Consider the following 16,413-nt stretch of genomic DNA (forward strand, 5'->3'; position numbering starts at 1 on the left):
CTAGCCTTTCCCCTTCTAACAGATGGGGGGCCGTCGTCTTTAAATCAAGAGGCCTGTCGATGACAGGCCTCTGCTTATTGCCATTTATTGCCACAACGGCGTATTTTTACTCTTCCAGCATTATAGGCGCTCTGTCAACCAGGGGGTGACCGAGGCCAGGGCCGCCGGCAACTGGGCCGGCTCGGTACCACCGGCCTGAGCCATGTCCGGACGACCACCGCCCTTGCCGCCCACCTGCTGGGCCACCAGGTTGACCAGTTCACCGGCCTTGACCTTGCCGGTCAGATCCTTGGTCACGCCGGCAATCAGGCTCACCTTGCCGTCCGTGACCGTGGCCAGCACCACGATACCGGATTGCAGCCTGGCCTTGAGGTCGTCCAGAGAGCCGCGCAGCGACTTGCCATCAACACCTTCCAGGTCGGCTACCAGTACCTTGGTGCCCTTGATATCCATTACCTGTTCCAGCAAGGCCGTGCCCGCATGGGCGGTCAACTTGGCCTTGAGCTGCTCGATTTCTTTTTCGAGCTGGCGGCTGCGATCCAGTACCTGACGAACCTTGTCCGAGACAGAGAACAGATCACCCTTGACCAGACCGGCGGCCTGAGCGAGCTCCTGATTCAGCTGATTCATATAAGCCAGCGCCGCATCACCGGTCACCGCTTCGATGCGACGAACCCCGGCGGCGATGCCGCTTTCGGACAGGATCTTGAACAGGCCGATATCGCCGGTGCGCTGCACATGAGTACCGCCGCACAATTCGGTGGAGGCACTCCCCATGGATACCACCCGCACTTCGTCGTCGTACTTCTCACCGAACAACGCCATGGCACCGGCATCCTTGGCGGCGTCCAGGGTCATCAACTCGGTAGAGACCGCGTGGTTGGCCCTGATCTCCTTGTTGACCATGTCTTCGATTTCGCGAATTTCCTGCGCGGTCATGGCTTCCAGGTGCGAGAAATCGAAGCGCATCCGGTCCGGCCCTACCAGCGAGCCCTTCTGAATGACGTGGTCGCCCAGCAGCTTGCGCAGGCACTCGTGCATCAGGTGAGTCACCGAATGGTTGAGAGCCGTGGCCTGGCGACGATAGGCGTCCACCGCGGCGGTGACCGAATCACCGGCTTCCAGGGTGCCCAGCTCCAGCTGACCCAGGTGCAGAATACCGTTACCGGCTTTCTGGGTATCCCGGACTACGAAGAGACCGCCATCCAGCTTGATCACGCCGGTATCACCGACCTGACCACCGGACTCCGCATAGAAGGGGGTCTTGTCCAGTACCACGGCGCCCTCTTCACCCGCGATCAGCGCCGATACCGGTTCGCCGTCCTTGAACAGCGCCGTCACCCTGGCCGATTCGGCCAGATGCTGGTAACCGGTGAAGTCGGTTTCGCCATCCACCTTGATCGTCCTGGAATAGTCCACGCCGAAGTTGGAGGCTTCCTTGGCCCGCTCCCGCTGCTGCTGCATCAGGGTCTCGAAGCCGGCTTCATCGATGCTCAACTCGCGATCACGCAGTACGTCGGCGGTGAGGTCGGCCGGAAAACCGTAGGTGTCGTACAGCTTGAACACCACTTCGCCCGGCAGCTCCTTGCTGTCACCCATTTCTTCAATGGCTTCTTCCAGCAGTTGCAGACCGCGGCCCAGAGTTCGGGCAAACTGTTCTTCTTCCAGTCGCAGTACCTTCTCGATAATGGGCCGCTGGGTGTTCAGCTCCGGATAGGCCTCGGCCATCTGCTCGCACAGGGCGCCCACCAGGGTATAGAAGAAGGACTGTTCGGCGCCCAGCTTGCGGCCGTGGCGCACGGCGCGACGAATGATACGGCGCAGTACATAGCCCCGGCCTTCGTTGGACGGCATCACGCCGTCGGCGATCAGGAAGGAGCAGGAACGGATATGGTCGGCGATCACCCGCAGCGACTTGTTGTCCAGGTCCTCGGTGCCCACGGCCCGGGCCGCCGCCTTGATCAGCGCCTGGAACAGATCGATTTCGTAGTTGGAATGCACGCCCTGCAGAATGGTGGCGATACGCTCCAGCCCCATGCCGGTGTCGACCGACGGCTTGGGCAGCGGTTCCATGGTACCGTCCGCGTGGCGGTTGAACTGCATGAATACCAGGTTCCAGATCTCGATATAACGATCGCCGTCTTCTTCCGGGCTACCGGGAGGGCCGCCCCAGATGTGCTCGCCGTGATCGTAGAAAATTTCGGTACAGGGGCCACAGGGGCCGGTATCGCCCATGGTCCAGAAGTTGTCGGATGCATACTGGGCACCCTTGTTGTCGCCGATACGTACGATGCGTTCAACCGGCACCCCGACTTCCTTCGACCAGATATCGAAGGCCTCGTCGTCGGTGGCATAAACGGTCACCCACAACTTTTCCTTGGGCAGTTTGACCACTTCGGTCAGAAATTCCCAGGCGAAGCGAATGGCATCCTGCTTGAAGTAGTCACCGAAACTGAAGTTGCCCAGCATTTCGAAAAAAGTATGGTGACGCGCGGTATATCCCACATTCTCCAGATCGTTGTGCTTGCCGCCGGCGCGCACACAACGCTGCGAGCTGGTCGCCCGGTTGTAGGCCCGCTGCTCCAGCCCCAGGAACAAATCCTTGAACTGGTTCATGCCGGCATTGGTAAACAGCAGGGTCGGGTCGTTGTGGGGCACCAGCGAGCTGGATGCCACCACCTGGTGGCCCTGCTGGCGGAAATACTCGAGAAACGCGGTGCGTAACTCAGATGTGGTCATCTGCATGGATAATCCTGTTCTATTGCTGGGTTCATAGGCGTTAACCCGGATAATTTAAAAGGTATCCGGGCCAATGTAAAACGCGCCTTGCAACGGCGGGGCAGAAAGCCCTACTCCGGCGGGGTTTCCAGCGCATGGCGGATATGCTCGAAGGCGAAGCCCCGGCTTTGCAGATAACGCATGCGTTTGGCCTTTTCCTTGATATCCAGCCGGTCGTCAAAGGCGAAACGAGCCCGGTAGCAGGCCAGTGCCAGCTCAAACCAGTCGGGTGCTTCTTCTTCCAGCGCCTGCTCGATATCGGCCTCATCAACCCCCTTGCGCTGCAGCTCGACGCGAATGCGCAGCGGGCCGTGTTTGCGAAAAATATGCTGGCGCACCTGCACGGCAGCAAAACGGCGGTCGGCCAGCCATTGCTGCTGCTCCAGTTTATCCAGTGCCTGCTCGACCAGTTCGGCATCAAATTGCCGCTGACGCAGCTTCTGGCCCAGCTCGCGTCGGCTGTGATCCCGGCGAGACAGCAGCCTGAGGGCGCAATCCCACAGCTGCTGAGGGGTAAGTGGTGGTTCCATCATCTTCTGCCAAAACCAATAAAAACAAAGGCCGGGAATCTCCCGGCCTGTTGATTAAAACTCTTCGTTGTTGTCCGGGCTGTCCAGCTCGACCAGCGCTTCACCTTTTGCCTCGCCTTCGTCCTTGGCGGAGCCCGGTGCCAGCAACAGCATCTGACGCAGCTGCAGCTCGATTTCATCGGAGATGTCTTTGTGCTCCAGCAGGTATTTCATCGAGTTGGCCTTGCCCTGACCGATCTTGTTGCCTTTGTAGCTGTACCAGGCACCGGCTTTTTCAACCAGCTTGTGCTTGACGCCCAGCTCGATCAGCTCGCCTTCCTTGGAAATACCGGCGCCGTACACGATCTGGAACTCGGCCTGCTTGAACGGGGGCGCCACCTTGTTCTTGACCACCTTGACCCGGGTCTCGTTACCGATGACTTCGTCGCCTTCCTTGATGGCGCCGATACGACGAATATCCAGACGCACCGAGGCATAGAACTTGAGCGCATTACCGCCGGTGGTGGTTTCCGGGCTACCGAACATGACGCCGATCTTCATGCGGATCTGGTTGATGAAGATGACCAGGCAGTTGGCACTCTTGATGTTACCGGTGAGCTTGCGCAGTGCCTGCGACATTAGACGCGCCTGCAGACCCACGTGAGAGTCGCCCATCTCGCCTTCAATTTCGGCTCGCGGGGTCAGCGCCGCCACCGAATCGACGATGATGACGTCGACAGCACCGGAACGCACCAGCATGTCACAGATTTCGAGCGCCTGCTCCCCGGTATCCGGCTGCGACACCAGCAAATCGTCGACGTTGACGCCCAGCTTGCCGGCATAGACCGGATCCAGCGCGTGCTCCGCATCCACGAAGGCACAGACCTTGCCTGCCCGCTGGGCCTCGGCAATGACCTGCAGGGTCAGGGTCGTTTTACCGGAAGACTCGGGACCATAGATCTCGACAATACGGCCGGTGGGCAGACCGCCGATGCCGAGCGCGATATCCAGCGACAGGGAGCCGGTGGAGATCGCCTCGACATTCAGCGCCTTGTTGTCGCCCAGTCGCATGATAGAGCCTTTGCCAAATTGCTTTTCAATCTGGCCCAGGGCCGCGGCCAAGGCTTTTTCTTTGTTCTGATCCATGAGGAGCTCCGCTGATTAAGCTAATGCGTCGAAAAATATAAGGTTGAGTATACTGGTTATTCGTACAGTATCAAGCCTGGGTGACGTCCAGCAGCGCCAGGCACTCCTGCAGCGCCGCCGCTATGGTTTGCCGGCGCACGGTCAGGCGATCACCCTCGAGCTGCAGCAGACGGCTACAGGCTTTATCCGCCGTCGCCAGATAGCAGGCCAGCCAGACGGTGCCGACCGGTTTTTCCGGGCTGCCACCGCCCGGGCCGGCCACACCACTCACCGCCACCCCCAGATCATTGCCAGAGGCGGCGCAGGCTCCCCTGGCCATGGCCACCACCACCGCTTCACTGACCGCGCCCTCCCGCTCGATAAGCGCGGGATCCACGCCCAGCATCTCGCTCTTGGCCGCGTTGGAGTAGGTCACAAAACCCCGTTCGAACCAGGCAGAACTGCCGGCAATATCGGTGATGGTACAGGCGATGCCTCCCCCGGTACAGGACTCGGCCGTAGTCACCTTTAACCCCCTGCTCAACAGGGCCTCACCCAGTTGTTGTGCCTGTGTCGACAGATTCAAAGCGCCCTCCCCGGCTGCCATCGGAATGCCAATACCGGTTCATTATGCCGATCCGGGTCGGCATCGCCAACGGCTATCAGCGCCAACGGTCTGCCAAACGTTATCCGTTCAGGCCCCCCGTCACCCCCTGCCACAAGACGACCAGTGCCGACAGGGCGGAGATCAGCAGTATCGCCGGCCGGACATTGTCGTTTAGAAACGCACCTTCCAGCCGGCGGGACAGCCAGAAGCCCAGCAGCACGCCGGGGGTCATCTTCAGGATCAGCGACGGAGCAAGCAGTTCAAGACCGCCATTAAGCAGCAACATCAAGACCGACAGCGGCGTGCCAATCAGGAAGAAGGCGGCAATTTCGTTGCGGGTCGTCAACCGTGACTCATGCTGATAGAGCAAGGCCATCGGTGGCCCGCCGACCGAGGTGGTCGTGCCCAGTACACCGGATAAAAAACCCGCCACCGTCAGGCTGAAGGGGGTCAGCGCCAGCGCATAGCGACGCAGGCTCAGCCACACTGCCAGCAACAGGGCTGTGCCGAAAAACAGGCTCAGTTGCCAGGGCGCTATGCTCACCAGCAAGAGGGCACCACACCAGGAACCGGGCAGCCGCGCCACGATGGCGGGCAGTACACGCCGCCAGTTGAGCGAGTGCCGCTGTTTGAGCACCACCACGATAGACAGCATCCAGCCCAGCACCAATACGGGCCCCGGCACATAGGCGGGCTCGATCAGATACAGCAGGGGCGCGGCCAGCAGGCCGAAGCCGATGCCCACCCAGGCCTGCACCACAATACCGCCGGTCACGATCAGCAGCGCTAGCAGTTCATCGGGAGAATACAGCATGAAGAATATCCGGGTGAAAAAGGCAGGCAGTCTAGCACGGGCGAAGATAAAACGACGGGAGGAGGTAACAGGGAGCACCTTGCCGGTGGTGGCCCTGTTACCTTCAAGCTGCAATCAATAACCGGTTACTTGATACCCTTACCGGCTGCCGGCTCCCTGACGGGAGCGCTCGCTGTTTTCTACCAGAATGCCGGCACCGATGCGGTTGATCTCGGCCCACAGTGCCTCGTCGATCCCGATACCGTTATCGATGATGTATTCCTTGTTTTCGGCCAGCTGCTCGGGGCTCATGTAACGGGCATTGCGGTTGCCCCTGGAGCGCTGCAGCGAACCGGACAAATCGACCCGGGAACTGCAGACGATGGTCAGTGCCTGCTGTTCATCCGGGCTGGTCACCAGATTGGTGGCCGCCTCGCTGAAGCTGGGATAACGCTCTCCCGCCTTGATGGCCGCGGCATATTCCTTCACCGTCTTGCTGCCGTTCTGCCAGTAGGCAGTGACGCTGATACCACGCCGGCCACAGTCGGTCAGGGCCTTGAGTGCAAACATGCGATTATGACAGTTATGCACGGTAATGGTGGCGATGCCGCTTTCCAGTGCCTTGGCATGGGCCAGATCCACCGAGGCCGCGATGCAATTGAGCGCGCTGCGACCGTTGCTGTCGATAATGGCCGAGGTGCTGTCTTCATAGACGACGGTGCTCAGCGGCTTGTCGGCGTCCTCGGTGATATAGGGCAACGCCCGCTCCAGCTCCGCCAGACCATTGAGACCATGCTTTTCCAGCCACAGCACCATGTTGGCGGCGTCTTCGTAGTTACCGACGAAGTAACCGGAAGCTTCAAAGCAGCGGCGCAGTGCCGCCTTCAATTCATTCATCGAGACCTGCATCAGGCTTCTCCTTGCTGTCCGGGTGCCAGGGGCATAAACCAGTCGTCGTTATAGATCTTGCCGATGTCTTCCAGCAGGGGCGCCCCCTGATACATGGTGTTGCGCACCCACAGCTTGGAACGCGGATCGAACTTGCTGACCCCGAAAAACGACAGTTTGCAGCGCAGCAGATGCATGGGCAGGATATCCCGGGCCAGCAGGTTGGCCTGAATGTCACCGTACACGCAGCGGTCCATGCTCTGGATACGGCGCACAATGCCGCGCAGCTTGGGCCGGGCCACCATGAAACGGGCCGTGGTATGCTGCGGGTGCTCCTGAATGTATTGGCACAACTGCTGGTAACACTTGTATACGGCGTAACCCACGCCCAGCGCCATCTGCTTTTCCTTGCCAGTGTCGAGGGCGCACTCCCCCAGACGAGGCTCCATTTTTTCTTCCGAGCGATACCAGAAAATATCCCGGGCTCCCGTCTGGCTGAAATCGGTCTTCAGCGCCCAGTCATAGCGGCGCTCGATCACCGCTTTCAGTTGCTGCAGCGGCATCAGCGGATCCAGATCGAGAAACTCTTCCACGCAGTAATAATCATCCAGGCCGTCCACCAGTTGCGGATACAGCTCCAGCAGCACAGATACCAGCAGCTCCTGTCCCTGCAAGGAGCAATGCTGCTCGCTCCAGGCCAGCAGTTCGTTCCAGTCGGTCAGAGAGTGGCTGGCCTGTTGCTGCAGGGCCGCCAGATCCTCGATGACACGCCGGTTGTTTTCGGTTTGCCAGGCGTCTTCGGTCAGGGTTTCGGCCATGTGCCGGGCACTGCGCGCCAGCAACACATCGAACTGCCGGCGTACCGACTCGTCGATATGACCGAGGGTACGGACCAGCGCCAGCGCCAGCTCGCGCATCTCCACCCACTGATTGATCAGCATGGGATGATTGATCAGATAAGGGGCCATGCCGAGACCGGTGGAATTGCCGATGCCGAAGTAGCGTTTGATCTCCGGCTGCATGGGATTGTATTGCTGCGGATTACGGCTTCGGGCGATGTGCTCTACCTGCAGCAGGCTGAAGTTTCTCAGCATCAGGCAGGCAAACATCTCGGCGGCAAAGGGACGGGCAAAGTCCGGGTAACGGCTGCTGACCTTGTCCCAGTCGGCCATACCCAGCTTGCCACTGCCGTAGACGGCGGTGGTGCGATAGAGATAACCGACCTTGGCGATCTTGGCCACGTCGGGCTGCTCGCCGTTGGCCAACTGTTCCACCACATAATCAAAGTTGCGGGCGCTGCGATTGGCACGAGACAACACGAACACCCGTGAATCCACCCGGCCGGCTTCCTGCAAGGGCACGTTCTGGCGCAAAAACGCCAGATACTCGTCGTCGACCCGGCCTTCCACCAGCGCCATGGTCAGATCCCATTTACTGGCGATAACCCGGTCGTTACGCTCTTCGGGGCTCAGATAATCGGAAAAGATAACGAAGCTGAACAGCCCCTGGGGAGTGTTGATTTCATAAATCACGGTGCCGTAACCGTCGGCACACAAGTCCAGACGGGCGGTGTCGATCTGCCAACGTTCCAGCATGATGCGACGCACCAGTATGCGCATGAAACTCAAGCGACTCTGGTGCATGGCGCCCAGTCGCTCCAGATCCATCACCTGATCCACGGGTCGCAGCGGCAGTGCATTCGGCCCCCGCAGGGAGGCTTTGATCGCAGCTAACCTCATCATGTTTCTACCCTCGATTAATTGCTACATGTCCTTGTTGCGCCAGTCGTCGAACACAGCGTCCGACACGGCACCGGGTCTGGAAGAGAAAACGGCATCCGATGTCTGTCTCGAATGTTCACCGCTCTTCCTGCCTCATGGAATGCATCATCAATCAGGGCAATAAATCCCGACAAGTTAAATGGTTATATCAATTGATAAGGAAAGTTTATCAGGGTGCTGCCAAGGCGCATTAATACTGATGGAAATGTGAATAGAGGAGTCTCTACCCATAGAAATTAATTAACAAAAATGAGATCTGAAGCAGCTTATGGCCGTGTCATCCCTGCCGGTGGAGAGCCGGCGGGGGTCGGGGGCTAATCTTGTTGGCCGGCCAGGATGAAGTCGACCAGCGCCTGAGCCGGCGGGGGCAGGGATTTGTTGTTCAGCCGGATGATACCGATGCGTCGCGTGACCACAGGTGTGTGCAGGGGGATGAAGGTCAACCGGGTATTGTCCCGCGGAAAGGCATACCAGGGCAGAGTGGTAATGCCGAAGCCGGCCTCCAGCATGGCGATCAGCGAAATCATGTTGGAGATATAGTACTGGGAGTGGGCCAGCAGTGGTTCCGCCTCACTGCCTGCCAGCAAGCGGGAGGTACCGTTGCTGATCAGACGGTACTGCTGCAGCTCACGCCAGTGCAGTTCCCGACTCGCGGCCAGAGGATGCTCCTTGAGACAGACCACCCCGAGTTTGTCTTCCCATACCGGGGTAAAGTGCTTTTCACTCTGGTCGTGCTCGTCGAACAGGCTGGCGATGCCGAAATCCACCTGCTGGTTTTCCACCATTTTCAGCACCGCGCCCGAATTATCGTCAAACACGCTGACGTGCAGTTCACTGTCGCCGATAAAATTCAGCAGCAGCTCGGGCAGAAAACGGCTGGCGATGGACGGCACCGACGCCAGCCGCAGATGACCGGTCTTGTGCTCGGCCAGCAAGGTCATGTCTTCGGCAATGCGGTCATGATGGGCGATCAGCTCCTTGGCTCTGGGCAGGAAGTGCCGGCCAAAGGGCGTCAGCTCGGTCTTGGCGGTACGGCTGTTACGTTTCTCGAACAGCGCCTCGCCCAGCTTGTTTTCCAGATCGCGAATAGAAAGAGAGATGGCCGGTTGGGTACGGTGGGCCTTTTCGGCGGCCACGTGAAAGCCTTTCAGTTCGGCCACCCAGACGAAGTGACGCAGTTGTGTGATCTTGAACTCCGGCAACATGATAAGACTTCCTTATCAATCAATATTATTTATTAATTTTTATTATTAAATCACAGCTCTTATCATGAATCCAACTTGGTATAGGAGATCTATTATGTCTGATTCAGTATTTCGCAACTACATTGCCGGCGAGTGGGTGGAAGGTTCAAGCTCGATTGCCAACGTCAGCCCTTCCGACCTCAGCGATGTAATAGGTCACTACGCCCAGGCCGATGCCGCCCAGACCAAGGCCGCCATCGCCGCCGCCGTTAAGGGTCAGCTGGAGTGGCAGAAAAGCGGACTGGAGCAGCGTTACGCTGTGCTGATGGCCATCGGTGACGAACTGATCGCCCGCAAGGATGAGCTGGGTCGGCTGCTGGCCCGGGAAGAAGGCAAGACCCTGGCCGAGGGGGCCGGTGAAGTCTATCGTTCCGGTCAGTTCTTCCACTACTATGCCGCCGAAGTACTGCGCCAGATGGGCGAAACCGCCGACTCGGTACGCCCCGGTGTCGAAATCGAAACCCGCCGCGAGCCGGTCGGAGTGGTCGGCATCATCACCCCCTGGAACTTCCCGACCGCCACCGGCGCCTGGAAAATCGCCCCGGCCCTGGCCTTCGGCAATGCTATCGTATGGAAGCCGGCCAATCAGGTTCCCGCCTCCGCCTGGGCATTGACCGAAATCATCTCGCGCCAGAACCTGCCCGCCGGTACCTTCAACCTGGTGATGGGTCCGGGTGCCGAGGTCGGTGATGTGCTGATCAACTCCCGTGATATCAATGCCCTGACCTTTACCGGCTCGCTGGAAACCGGTCGCAAGGTCGCCGCGGCCACCGCCGTCAACCTGGTCAAGTGCCAGCTGGAAATGGGCAGCAAGAACGCCCTGGTGGTGCTGGACGACGCCGACCTGGACAACGCCGTCGAGTGCGCCGTGGGTGGCGCCTACGGCGGCACCGGCCAGAAATGTACCGCCTCTTCCCGCCTGATCGTCACCGAAGGCATCCACGACCGTTTCGTCGCCGCCGTGATCGAGCGGATGAAGAAGCTGGTGGTTGGTAACCCGCTGAAGGAAGGCGTGCACATCGGTGCCGTGGCCGATGCCCGCCAGATGGAGTCCAACCTGAAATACCTGGAACTGGCCAAGAGCGAAGGCGCCAAGCTGGTCTACGGCGGCGAAGTTCTCACCGAAGAGACCGAAGGCTACTACATGCAGCCGGCGCTGTTTGTCGACACCACCAACGACATGACCATCAACCGGGAAGAAGCCTTCGCCCCCATCGCCTGCGTCATCAAGGTGAAGGATTATGCCGAGGCCCTGGCCACCCTGAACGACACCAACTTCGGCCTGACCGGCGGCATCTGCACCGAGTCGCTGAAGTACGCCACCGACTTCAAACGCAATGCCAAGACCGGCTGTGTGATGGTCAACCTGCCGACGGCCGGTACCGATTATCACGTGCCGTTCGGCGGTCGCAAGGATTCCAGCTTCGGCCCTCGTGAACAGGGTACCTACGCCAGGGAATTCTACACCGTCGTGAAAACCACCTACATCCGCGCGTAACGGGGACGGGGCCATGAGCAGAGAATTGCATAACGACATGATAGTGATCGACGGTCTCCAGTATTCCAACTGGAGCCGGGAGATCTTCGAACAGCTGCGCGAGGGCGGGGTCACCATGGTGCACGCTACCATCGTCTATCACGAACAGATCCGTGAAACCCTGATGCGCGTTGCCGAGTGGAACCGCCAGTTCGAGCTGCACGGCGATCTCATCATGCCGATACGCAGCGCCGCCGATATTCGCCGCGCCAAGGCCGAAGGCAAGGTCGGCGTCATGTTCGGGGCGCAGAACTGCTCTCCCATCGAAGATGATATCGGCATGGTGGAGGTGATGCGTGATCTGAACCTGATGATCATGCAGCTGACCTACAACAACCAGAGCCTGCTGGCCTGCGGTTGCTACGAGGCCGTCGACAGCGGTGTGACCCGCTTCGGCCGCCAGGTGATCAAGGAAATGAACCGGGTCGGCATGGTGGTGGACATGAGCCACAGCGCCGAGCGCAGCACCCTGGAGGCAATTGAGATTTCCGAACGCCCCATCGTGATCTCGCACGCCAACCCGCTGAGCTTCCACGATGCCAAGCGCAACAAGTCGGACACCGTGCTGAAGGCGCTGGCCGAATCCGGTGGCCTGCTGGGCTTCAGCGCCTATCCCTTCCATCTCAAAAATGGCCCCGACTGCACCCTGGAAGAATACTGCGACATGATTGCCAACACCGCAGACCTGATGGGCGTCGACCGACTGGGCATCGGCACCGATCTGTGCCAGAACCAGCCGCTGTCGGTACTGGAGTGGATGCGTAACGGTCGCTGGTCCAAGTCCATGGATTACGGCGAAGGTTCCAAGTCCAATGCCGACTGGCCCCGTCCGCTGTCCTGGTTCCGTGACAGCCGCGACTTCCCCAACCTGACCCGGGGTCTGCTGGCCCGGGGCTTCAGCCAGGAAGAGGTGGCCAAGATCATGGGCCTGAACTGGCTCAACTTTCTGGATGAGGCCCTGCAGCCGCAATCCGCCAATCGTTAAGGATAACAGGGGGACCCTCGTCCCCCTTTGCATGATGTTCCACTATGGAGGCGAACATGAGCAACAAAACAGAGGCTACCCTGGCCATGAATAAGGATATCAACGCCAAGCCCACCTTCTTCAGCAGTCTCGATGTGCCGGTATTCCTGATCAGTGGCGGTGCCCTGCTGCTGTTCGTTATCGCGGCGATGTACGATATCGAGCTGGTTTCCGCCTGGGTCAACAGTGCCTTTGCGGTGTCCACCAAGTTGTTTGGTGCCTACTGGCAGGTGTTACTGCTGCTGACCTTCCTGATCGGTCTGGCCATGGCCATCGGTCCTGGCGGCAACGTGCGCCTGGGCAACCTGAGCAAGCCCGAGATGTCCACCTTCCAGTGGATGTCGATCATCATGTGTACCCTGCTGGCCGGAGGGGGCGTGTTCTGGGCCGCCGCCGAGCCCATGGCGCACTTCATGTCGCCACCGCCCATGTATGCCGGCGAGACCGACAAGATGAACATGGCCATCAATGCCATGGCCCAGAGCTTCATGCACTGGGGCTTTCTGGCCTGGGCCATTCTCGGCAGCCTGACCGGGGTGGTGTTCATGCACCTGCACTACGACAAGGGACTGCCGCTCAAGCCGCGTACCCTGTTGTATCCGGTGTTTGGCGACAGGGTGATGAAAGGCTGGCTCGGCTCCCTGGTCGATGCCTGTTGCGTACTGGCGGTGGTTGCCGGTACCGTGGGGCCCATCGGCTTTCTGGGGTTACAGGTCAGCTTCGGCCTGGAAAAACTGTTCGGCATTCCCGATGTCTACAGCACCCAGGTCGCCATACTGGTAGGCCTGATCTGCATCTACACCATTTCGGCGGTGAGCGGCGTGACCCGCGGCATTCAGATACTGAGCAACATCAATGTGGTGCTGGCCGCCTTTTTGATGCTGTTTATTTTTCTGTTCGGACCGACCGCCTTTATCGTCAATACCTACCTGCATGCCTTTGGTCTCTACCTGAACAACTTCATTCCGATGGCGACCTTCCGCGCCGACCCGGCCTGGCTGGACTGGTGGACCGTGTTCTTCTGGGGCTGGTTCCTGGGCTATGGTCCACTGATGGCGATGTTTGTGGCACGTATTTCCCGCGGCCGCACCGTGCGCCAGGTGATACTGCTGATTTCCATCATAGCGCCCATGATCACCTGCTTCTGGTTCACCATCATGGGGGGCAGCGGCCTGGCTTTCGAGCTGGCCAATCCCGGCAGCGTCTCCGGTCCCTTCACCGGTTTCAACCTGCCCGCCGCCCTGCTGGCGATCACCGAGCAACTGCCGCTGGGCTTTATCATCTCGGTGCTGTTCCTGGTACTGACCACCATCTTCGTCGCCACCACCGGTGACTCCATGACCTATGCGGTGTCCATGGTCATGACCGGCACCGACCATCCCCACGCCGGTGTGCGGGTGTTCTGGGGCGTCATGATGGGGGTGGTGGCCGCCATCCTGATTTCCATCGGCTCCGGCGGTATCACCGCCCTGCAGTCCTTCATCGTGGTCACGGCGGTACCGGTGTCACTGGTGCTGCTGCCCACCCTGTGGACGGCGCCGCAAATCATCAAAAAAATGGCAGTGGAACAGGGGTTGTAAGCCGCCGCCGGCACCGGGCATTGCCCGGTGCAATTTCTTTTGAGCGGCAGTCGCCGCTCTTTTTTTCACCGTATCAAGCAGAGGAACCCTCGATGAAAACAGCCGTCAAAACCGAACTCTTCGCCTCCAAGGCACCGCTGGAATGGGCCGTCATGGCCAACGGCCAGTTCTATACCGCCCAGATCCCCATCGATGCCGAAGGCAAGGTAGTCGATGGCGGCATCGAAGCCCAGGCCCGCCAGACAATGGACAACTTCAAGCACACGGTAGAAGCGGCCGGCCTGACCATGGCGGACGTGACCCAGGTGCTGATCTACGTCACCGCCCGCGACCAGTTGCCGGTGTTCAACAAGGTCTATGCCGACTACTTCGAGGCCCCCTACCCCAACCGCGCGGCGATGATTGTCGCCGGCCTGGCCCGGGAAGAAATGCTCTGCGAAATCGTGGCCTACGCCGCCCAGCCCTAAGTTCTATGATGAAATTATCTGCGTAATTCTCCCTGCCATCATAGCTGTAGCCTGGCGTTAGCCAGGCTCATAGTCAGGACCTTAAGCGCTACGCTAAGGGCATGTAATATTTACCTTGCTTGCACTGCTTTCACTCATCTTCACAGAAGACCTTCTGGCCGGTGGCATCGATAACTAGGTGCGTCACGGCTCCTCGGCTGGGTAACCGATACTTGATGTCCACGGTCTTGACCCACTTGCTGATACTACTGTAACCGGGCGAGATCAGCGGCACATCCATCAGCTGGAAAATAGAGTTGATGAAGCCCTCCAGCGCCCGCAGTGGCAGACCAAAGTTAGGCTTTGAGCATTAATGCGATTTCGTTGGCGCTGTAGTGAAAGCCGTAGCCACGGCCGCAATGATGCTGATCGCAACATCATTGCTGGATGGCTTACTCATCAATTCAGAAAGTCAGTGAGCCACGATTTACCAAAGCCCGGTTGTACAGCCACCAGTTACTGATGTTGGGCCGTGCCTTGCCCATCCCCCTGCTTCTGAGTGCGTTCGAAATTGTCAACCATTGAGGTTATGTGAAAAATTTTCTCAAAAAAATGGTTTAATTAGAGCACTATTATCAGCCTAAAAGAAATAATATCGAAGCATATTCAATCCACTCTCGATTTGGAGATTTATATGCACTGGCATAGTAGACTCGTTCAACCACAAACTTTGGCAGCGCCAGGGTTTGAATCTTTAGCCACACCAACTTACCGCGGTTCAACCGTAGTATTCAAAAGACAAGCGGATGTGGTAGATGATTGGAAACAGGCTGAAAATGGTTATAGCTACGGTCTGTATGGTACACCAACGGCTCTGGAATTATCGGGACGTATTGCGCAGTTAGAAGGTGCGTTACACAGTTTTGTCGTGCCAGGCGGGCAAGCCGCTATCGCCCTCGTGTATTTTGCTATGTGTAAAGCGGGTAGTCACGCCTTGGTTCCTTATAACGCTTATGGTCCAAATAAAGAAATGGCCCAAGGGTTACTCAAAAATTTGGGTGTCGACGTTGAGCCATATGATCCTCTTATTGGCGCAGGTATTTCGGATCTTATTCGTGAAAACACCACCCTAATCTGGGTAGAGAGCCCAGGCTCCGTAACGATGGAAATCCAAGATATTCCTGCTATTTGTAAAGCGGCTCATGAAAGAGACATTATGGTTGCTTTGGATAATACCTACGCTGCGGGTGTGTTGTTTGATGCCTTCGGTCATGGGGTTGATATCAGCATGCAGGCGTTAACAAAATACGTTGGCGGTCACAGCGACCTTTTGCTTGGAACGGTATCGGTAAACAATGAGTCTCTAAAAGCGAAAGTGGGTATTACATACAAGCAACTTGGTTTAGCCGTTTCTCCTGATGATTGTAGCCTTGCTCTAAGAGGTCTACAAACCCTTGGTATTCGTCTGACGCATCTGGAAGCATCAACCCTTGAAGTCGCTGAATGGTTAACCAAGCAAAAAGAGATTGCTCAGGTACTTCATCCCGCCTTCCCATCATGCCCAGGTCATGACTTATGGAAGCGTGATTTCATAGGCTCTAGTAGCGTTTTTTCTTTCCTATTTACGGAAGAATTCACGGCGCAGCAAGTTGAACAATTCATCGATACGTTAGAACTTTTCAAAATTGGGATGAGTTGGGGGGGTGTAACTAGTTTGGCGTTGGTTTATCCAAACATCGATCGTCCAGGTAAAGACTACGCGGGTCGACTAGTGCGCCTCAATATCGGCTTAGAACACCCAGCAGAGCTGATTAAAGATCTTGAACGCGCGATTCAAGCTATCTCTCAATCAGGGGTGACGCATCAGAGATCTAAAAACGTACCACTCGATAGAGTGGCATTGGAATAAATAATTACGTGATCTATTTGAGGCTGTACAGTTTGATCGATTCTATTTGACCCTGATGAATTAATGAGCGACAAGAGGCTAAAAACAAGCCCTAACTATTCATAAAACGAACATGCTTCGGCCCAGAACTCTCAATAATAATAAATAGCTAAGACGAAATTGGGCTAAACCCAATTTCGTCAGGAAAATAAA

General features: G+C 57.9%; 13 protein-coding genes and 1 pseudogene. 5 read left to right on the forward strand and 9 right to left on the reverse strand.

Going from position 1 to position 16,413, the window contains the following annotated elements; all coding sequences use genetic code 11:
* Positions 1-120: 120 nt before the first annotated feature.
* The 8 genes from alaS to BFR47_RS05240 all read right to left on the reverse strand — a co-directional run bounded on the left by alaS (position 121) and on the right by BFR47_RS05240 (position 9,686).
* Positions 121-2,745 carry an alanine--tRNA ligase gene (gene alaS, locus BFR47_RS05205; RefSeq protein WP_071472074.1) on the reverse strand — a complete coding sequence of 875 codons (2,625 nt, stop codon included), beginning with the start codon at positions 2,743-2,745 and terminating at the stop codon, positions 121-123.
* A 104-nt stretch (positions 2,746-2,849) separates the two neighbouring features.
* Positions 2,850-3,311 carry a regulatory protein RecX gene (locus BFR47_RS05210; protein WP_083399017.1) on the reverse strand — a complete coding sequence of 154 codons (462 nt, stop codon included), beginning with the start codon at positions 3,309-3,311 and terminating at the stop codon, positions 2,850-2,852.
* 51 nt (positions 3,312-3,362) lie between these two features.
* Complete coding sequence (recA, locus tag BFR47_RS05215) at positions 3,363-4,433, reverse strand: recombinase RecA (RefSeq protein WP_071472076.1); 1,071 nt, start codon at positions 4,431-4,433, stop codon at positions 3,363-3,365.
* A 70-nt stretch (positions 4,434-4,503) separates the two neighbouring features.
* Entirely contained in the window at positions 4,504-4,998 is a 495-nt protein-coding gene (locus BFR47_RS05220; protein ID WP_425433986.1) for a CinA family protein, read from the reverse strand.
* A gap of 100 nt (positions 4,999-5,098) precedes the next feature.
* The gene (locus BFR47_RS05225) at positions 5,099-5,833 is read right to left on the reverse strand and encodes a sulfite exporter TauE/SafE family protein (RefSeq protein ID WP_071472078.1); all 735 of its coding nucleotides are present in this window, start codon (positions 5,831-5,833) and stop codon (positions 5,099-5,101) included.
* A 138-nt stretch (positions 5,834-5,971) separates the two neighbouring features.
* Positions 5,972-6,721, reverse strand: coding sequence for a DUF3726 domain-containing protein (locus BFR47_RS05230; RefSeq protein ID WP_071472079.1), 750 nt, complete (start codon positions 6,719-6,721; stop codon positions 5,972-5,974).
* Positions 6,721-8,442: a hypothetical protein gene (locus BFR47_RS05235; RefSeq protein WP_071472080.1), complete on the reverse strand. Its 1,722-nt coding sequence runs from the start codon at positions 8,440-8,442 to the stop codon at positions 6,721-6,723. Before BFR47_RS05235 ends, BFR47_RS05230 begins: the two co-directional genes overlap by 1 nt.
* Positions 8,443-8,795: 353 nt before the next feature.
* Entirely contained in the window at positions 8,796-9,686 is an 891-nt protein-coding gene (locus BFR47_RS05240; RefSeq protein ID WP_071472081.1) for a LysR family transcriptional regulator, read from the reverse strand.
* Between the two features lie 94 nt (positions 9,687-9,780).
* Here BFR47_RS05240 and BFR47_RS05245 point away from each other — a divergent pair, with 94 nt between their 5' ends.
* From BFR47_RS05245 to BFR47_RS05260, 4 genes are all read left to right on the forward strand, one after another.
* Complete coding sequence (locus tag BFR47_RS05245; RefSeq protein ID WP_071472082.1) at positions 9,781-11,223, forward strand: aldehyde dehydrogenase family protein; 1,443 nt, start codon at positions 9,781-9,783, stop codon at positions 11,221-11,223.
* Positions 11,224-11,236: 13 nt separating this feature from the next.
* Positions 11,237-12,247, forward strand: coding sequence for a dipeptidase (locus BFR47_RS05250; RefSeq protein ID WP_071472083.1), 1,011 nt, complete (start codon positions 11,237-11,239; stop codon positions 12,245-12,247).
* Positions 12,248-12,303: 56 nt separating this feature from the next.
* The gene (locus BFR47_RS05255) at positions 12,304-13,866 is read left to right on the forward strand and encodes a BCCT family transporter (RefSeq protein ID WP_071472084.1); all 1,563 of its coding nucleotides are present in this window, start codon (positions 12,304-12,306) and stop codon (positions 13,864-13,866) included.
* 92 nt (positions 13,867-13,958) lie between these two features.
* Positions 13,959-14,333 (forward strand): RidA family protein, encoded by a 375-nt coding sequence (locus BFR47_RS05260; protein WP_071472085.1) that lies wholly within the window; start codon positions 13,959-13,961, stop codon positions 14,331-14,333.
* Between the two features lie 133 nt (positions 14,334-14,466).
* Here the strand turns inward: BFR47_RS05260 and BFR47_RS18545 are convergent.
* Positions 14,467-14,857: pseudogene (locus BFR47_RS18545) on the reverse strand (transposase); the annotation flags it as partial.
* A gap of 149 nt (positions 14,858-15,006) precedes the next feature.
* Between BFR47_RS18545 and BFR47_RS05265 the strand changes: the two are divergent.
* Positions 15,007-16,221: a cystathionine beta-lyase gene (locus tag BFR47_RS05265; protein ID WP_071472086.1), complete on the forward strand. Its 1,215-nt coding sequence runs from the start codon at positions 15,007-15,009 to the stop codon at positions 16,219-16,221.
* The last annotated feature ends 192 nt before the right edge of the window (positions 16,222-16,413 follow it).

It is taken from the genome of Oceanisphaera psychrotolerans (genome assembly GCF_001870485.1).
GTDB lineage: Bacteria > Pseudomonadota > Gammaproteobacteria > Enterobacterales > Aeromonadaceae > Oceanimonas > Oceanimonas psychrotolerans.

Bases quoted from the DNA above. Each gene is read 5' to 3' on its own strand.
- alaS (WP_071472074.1), bottom strand. From the start codon at position 2,745: ATGCAGATGACCACATCTGAGTTACGCACCGCGTTTCTCGAGTATTTC.
- BFR47_RS05210 (WP_083399017.1), bottom strand. From the start codon at position 3,311: ATGATGGAACCACCACTTACCCCTCAGCAGCTGTGGGATTGCGCCCTC.
- recA (WP_071472076.1), bottom strand. From the start codon at position 4,433: ATGGATCAGAACAAAGAAAAAGCCTTGGCCGCGGCCCTGGGCCAGATT.
- BFR47_RS05225 (WP_071472078.1), bottom strand. From the start codon at position 5,833: ATGCTGTATTCTCCCGATGAACTGCTAGCGCTGCTGATCGTGACCGGC.
- BFR47_RS05230 (WP_071472079.1), bottom strand. From the start codon at position 6,721: ATGCAGGTCTCGATGAATGAATTGAAGGCGGCACTGCGCCGCTGCTTT.
- BFR47_RS05235 (WP_071472080.1), bottom strand. From the start codon at position 8,442: ATGATGAGGTTAGCTGCGATCAAAGCCTCCCTGCGGGGGCCGAATGCA.
- BFR47_RS05240 (WP_071472081.1), bottom strand. From the start codon at position 9,686: ATGTTGCCGGAGTTCAAGATCACACAACTGCGTCACTTCGTCTGGGTG.
- BFR47_RS05245 (WP_071472082.1), top strand. From the start codon at position 9,781: ATGTCTGATTCAGTATTTCGCAACTACATTGCCGGCGAGTGGGTGGAA.
- BFR47_RS05250 (WP_071472083.1), top strand. From the start codon at position 11,237: ATGAGCAGAGAATTGCATAACGACATGATAGTGATCGACGGTCTCCAG.
- BFR47_RS05255 (WP_071472084.1), top strand. From the start codon at position 12,304: ATGAGCAACAAAACAGAGGCTACCCTGGCCATGAATAAGGATATCAAC.
- BFR47_RS05260 (WP_071472085.1), top strand. From the start codon at position 13,959: ATGAAAACAGCCGTCAAAACCGAACTCTTCGCCTCCAAGGCACCGCTG.
- BFR47_RS05265 (WP_071472086.1), top strand. From the start codon at position 15,007: ATGCACTGGCATAGTAGACTCGTTCAACCACAAACTTTGGCAGCGCCA.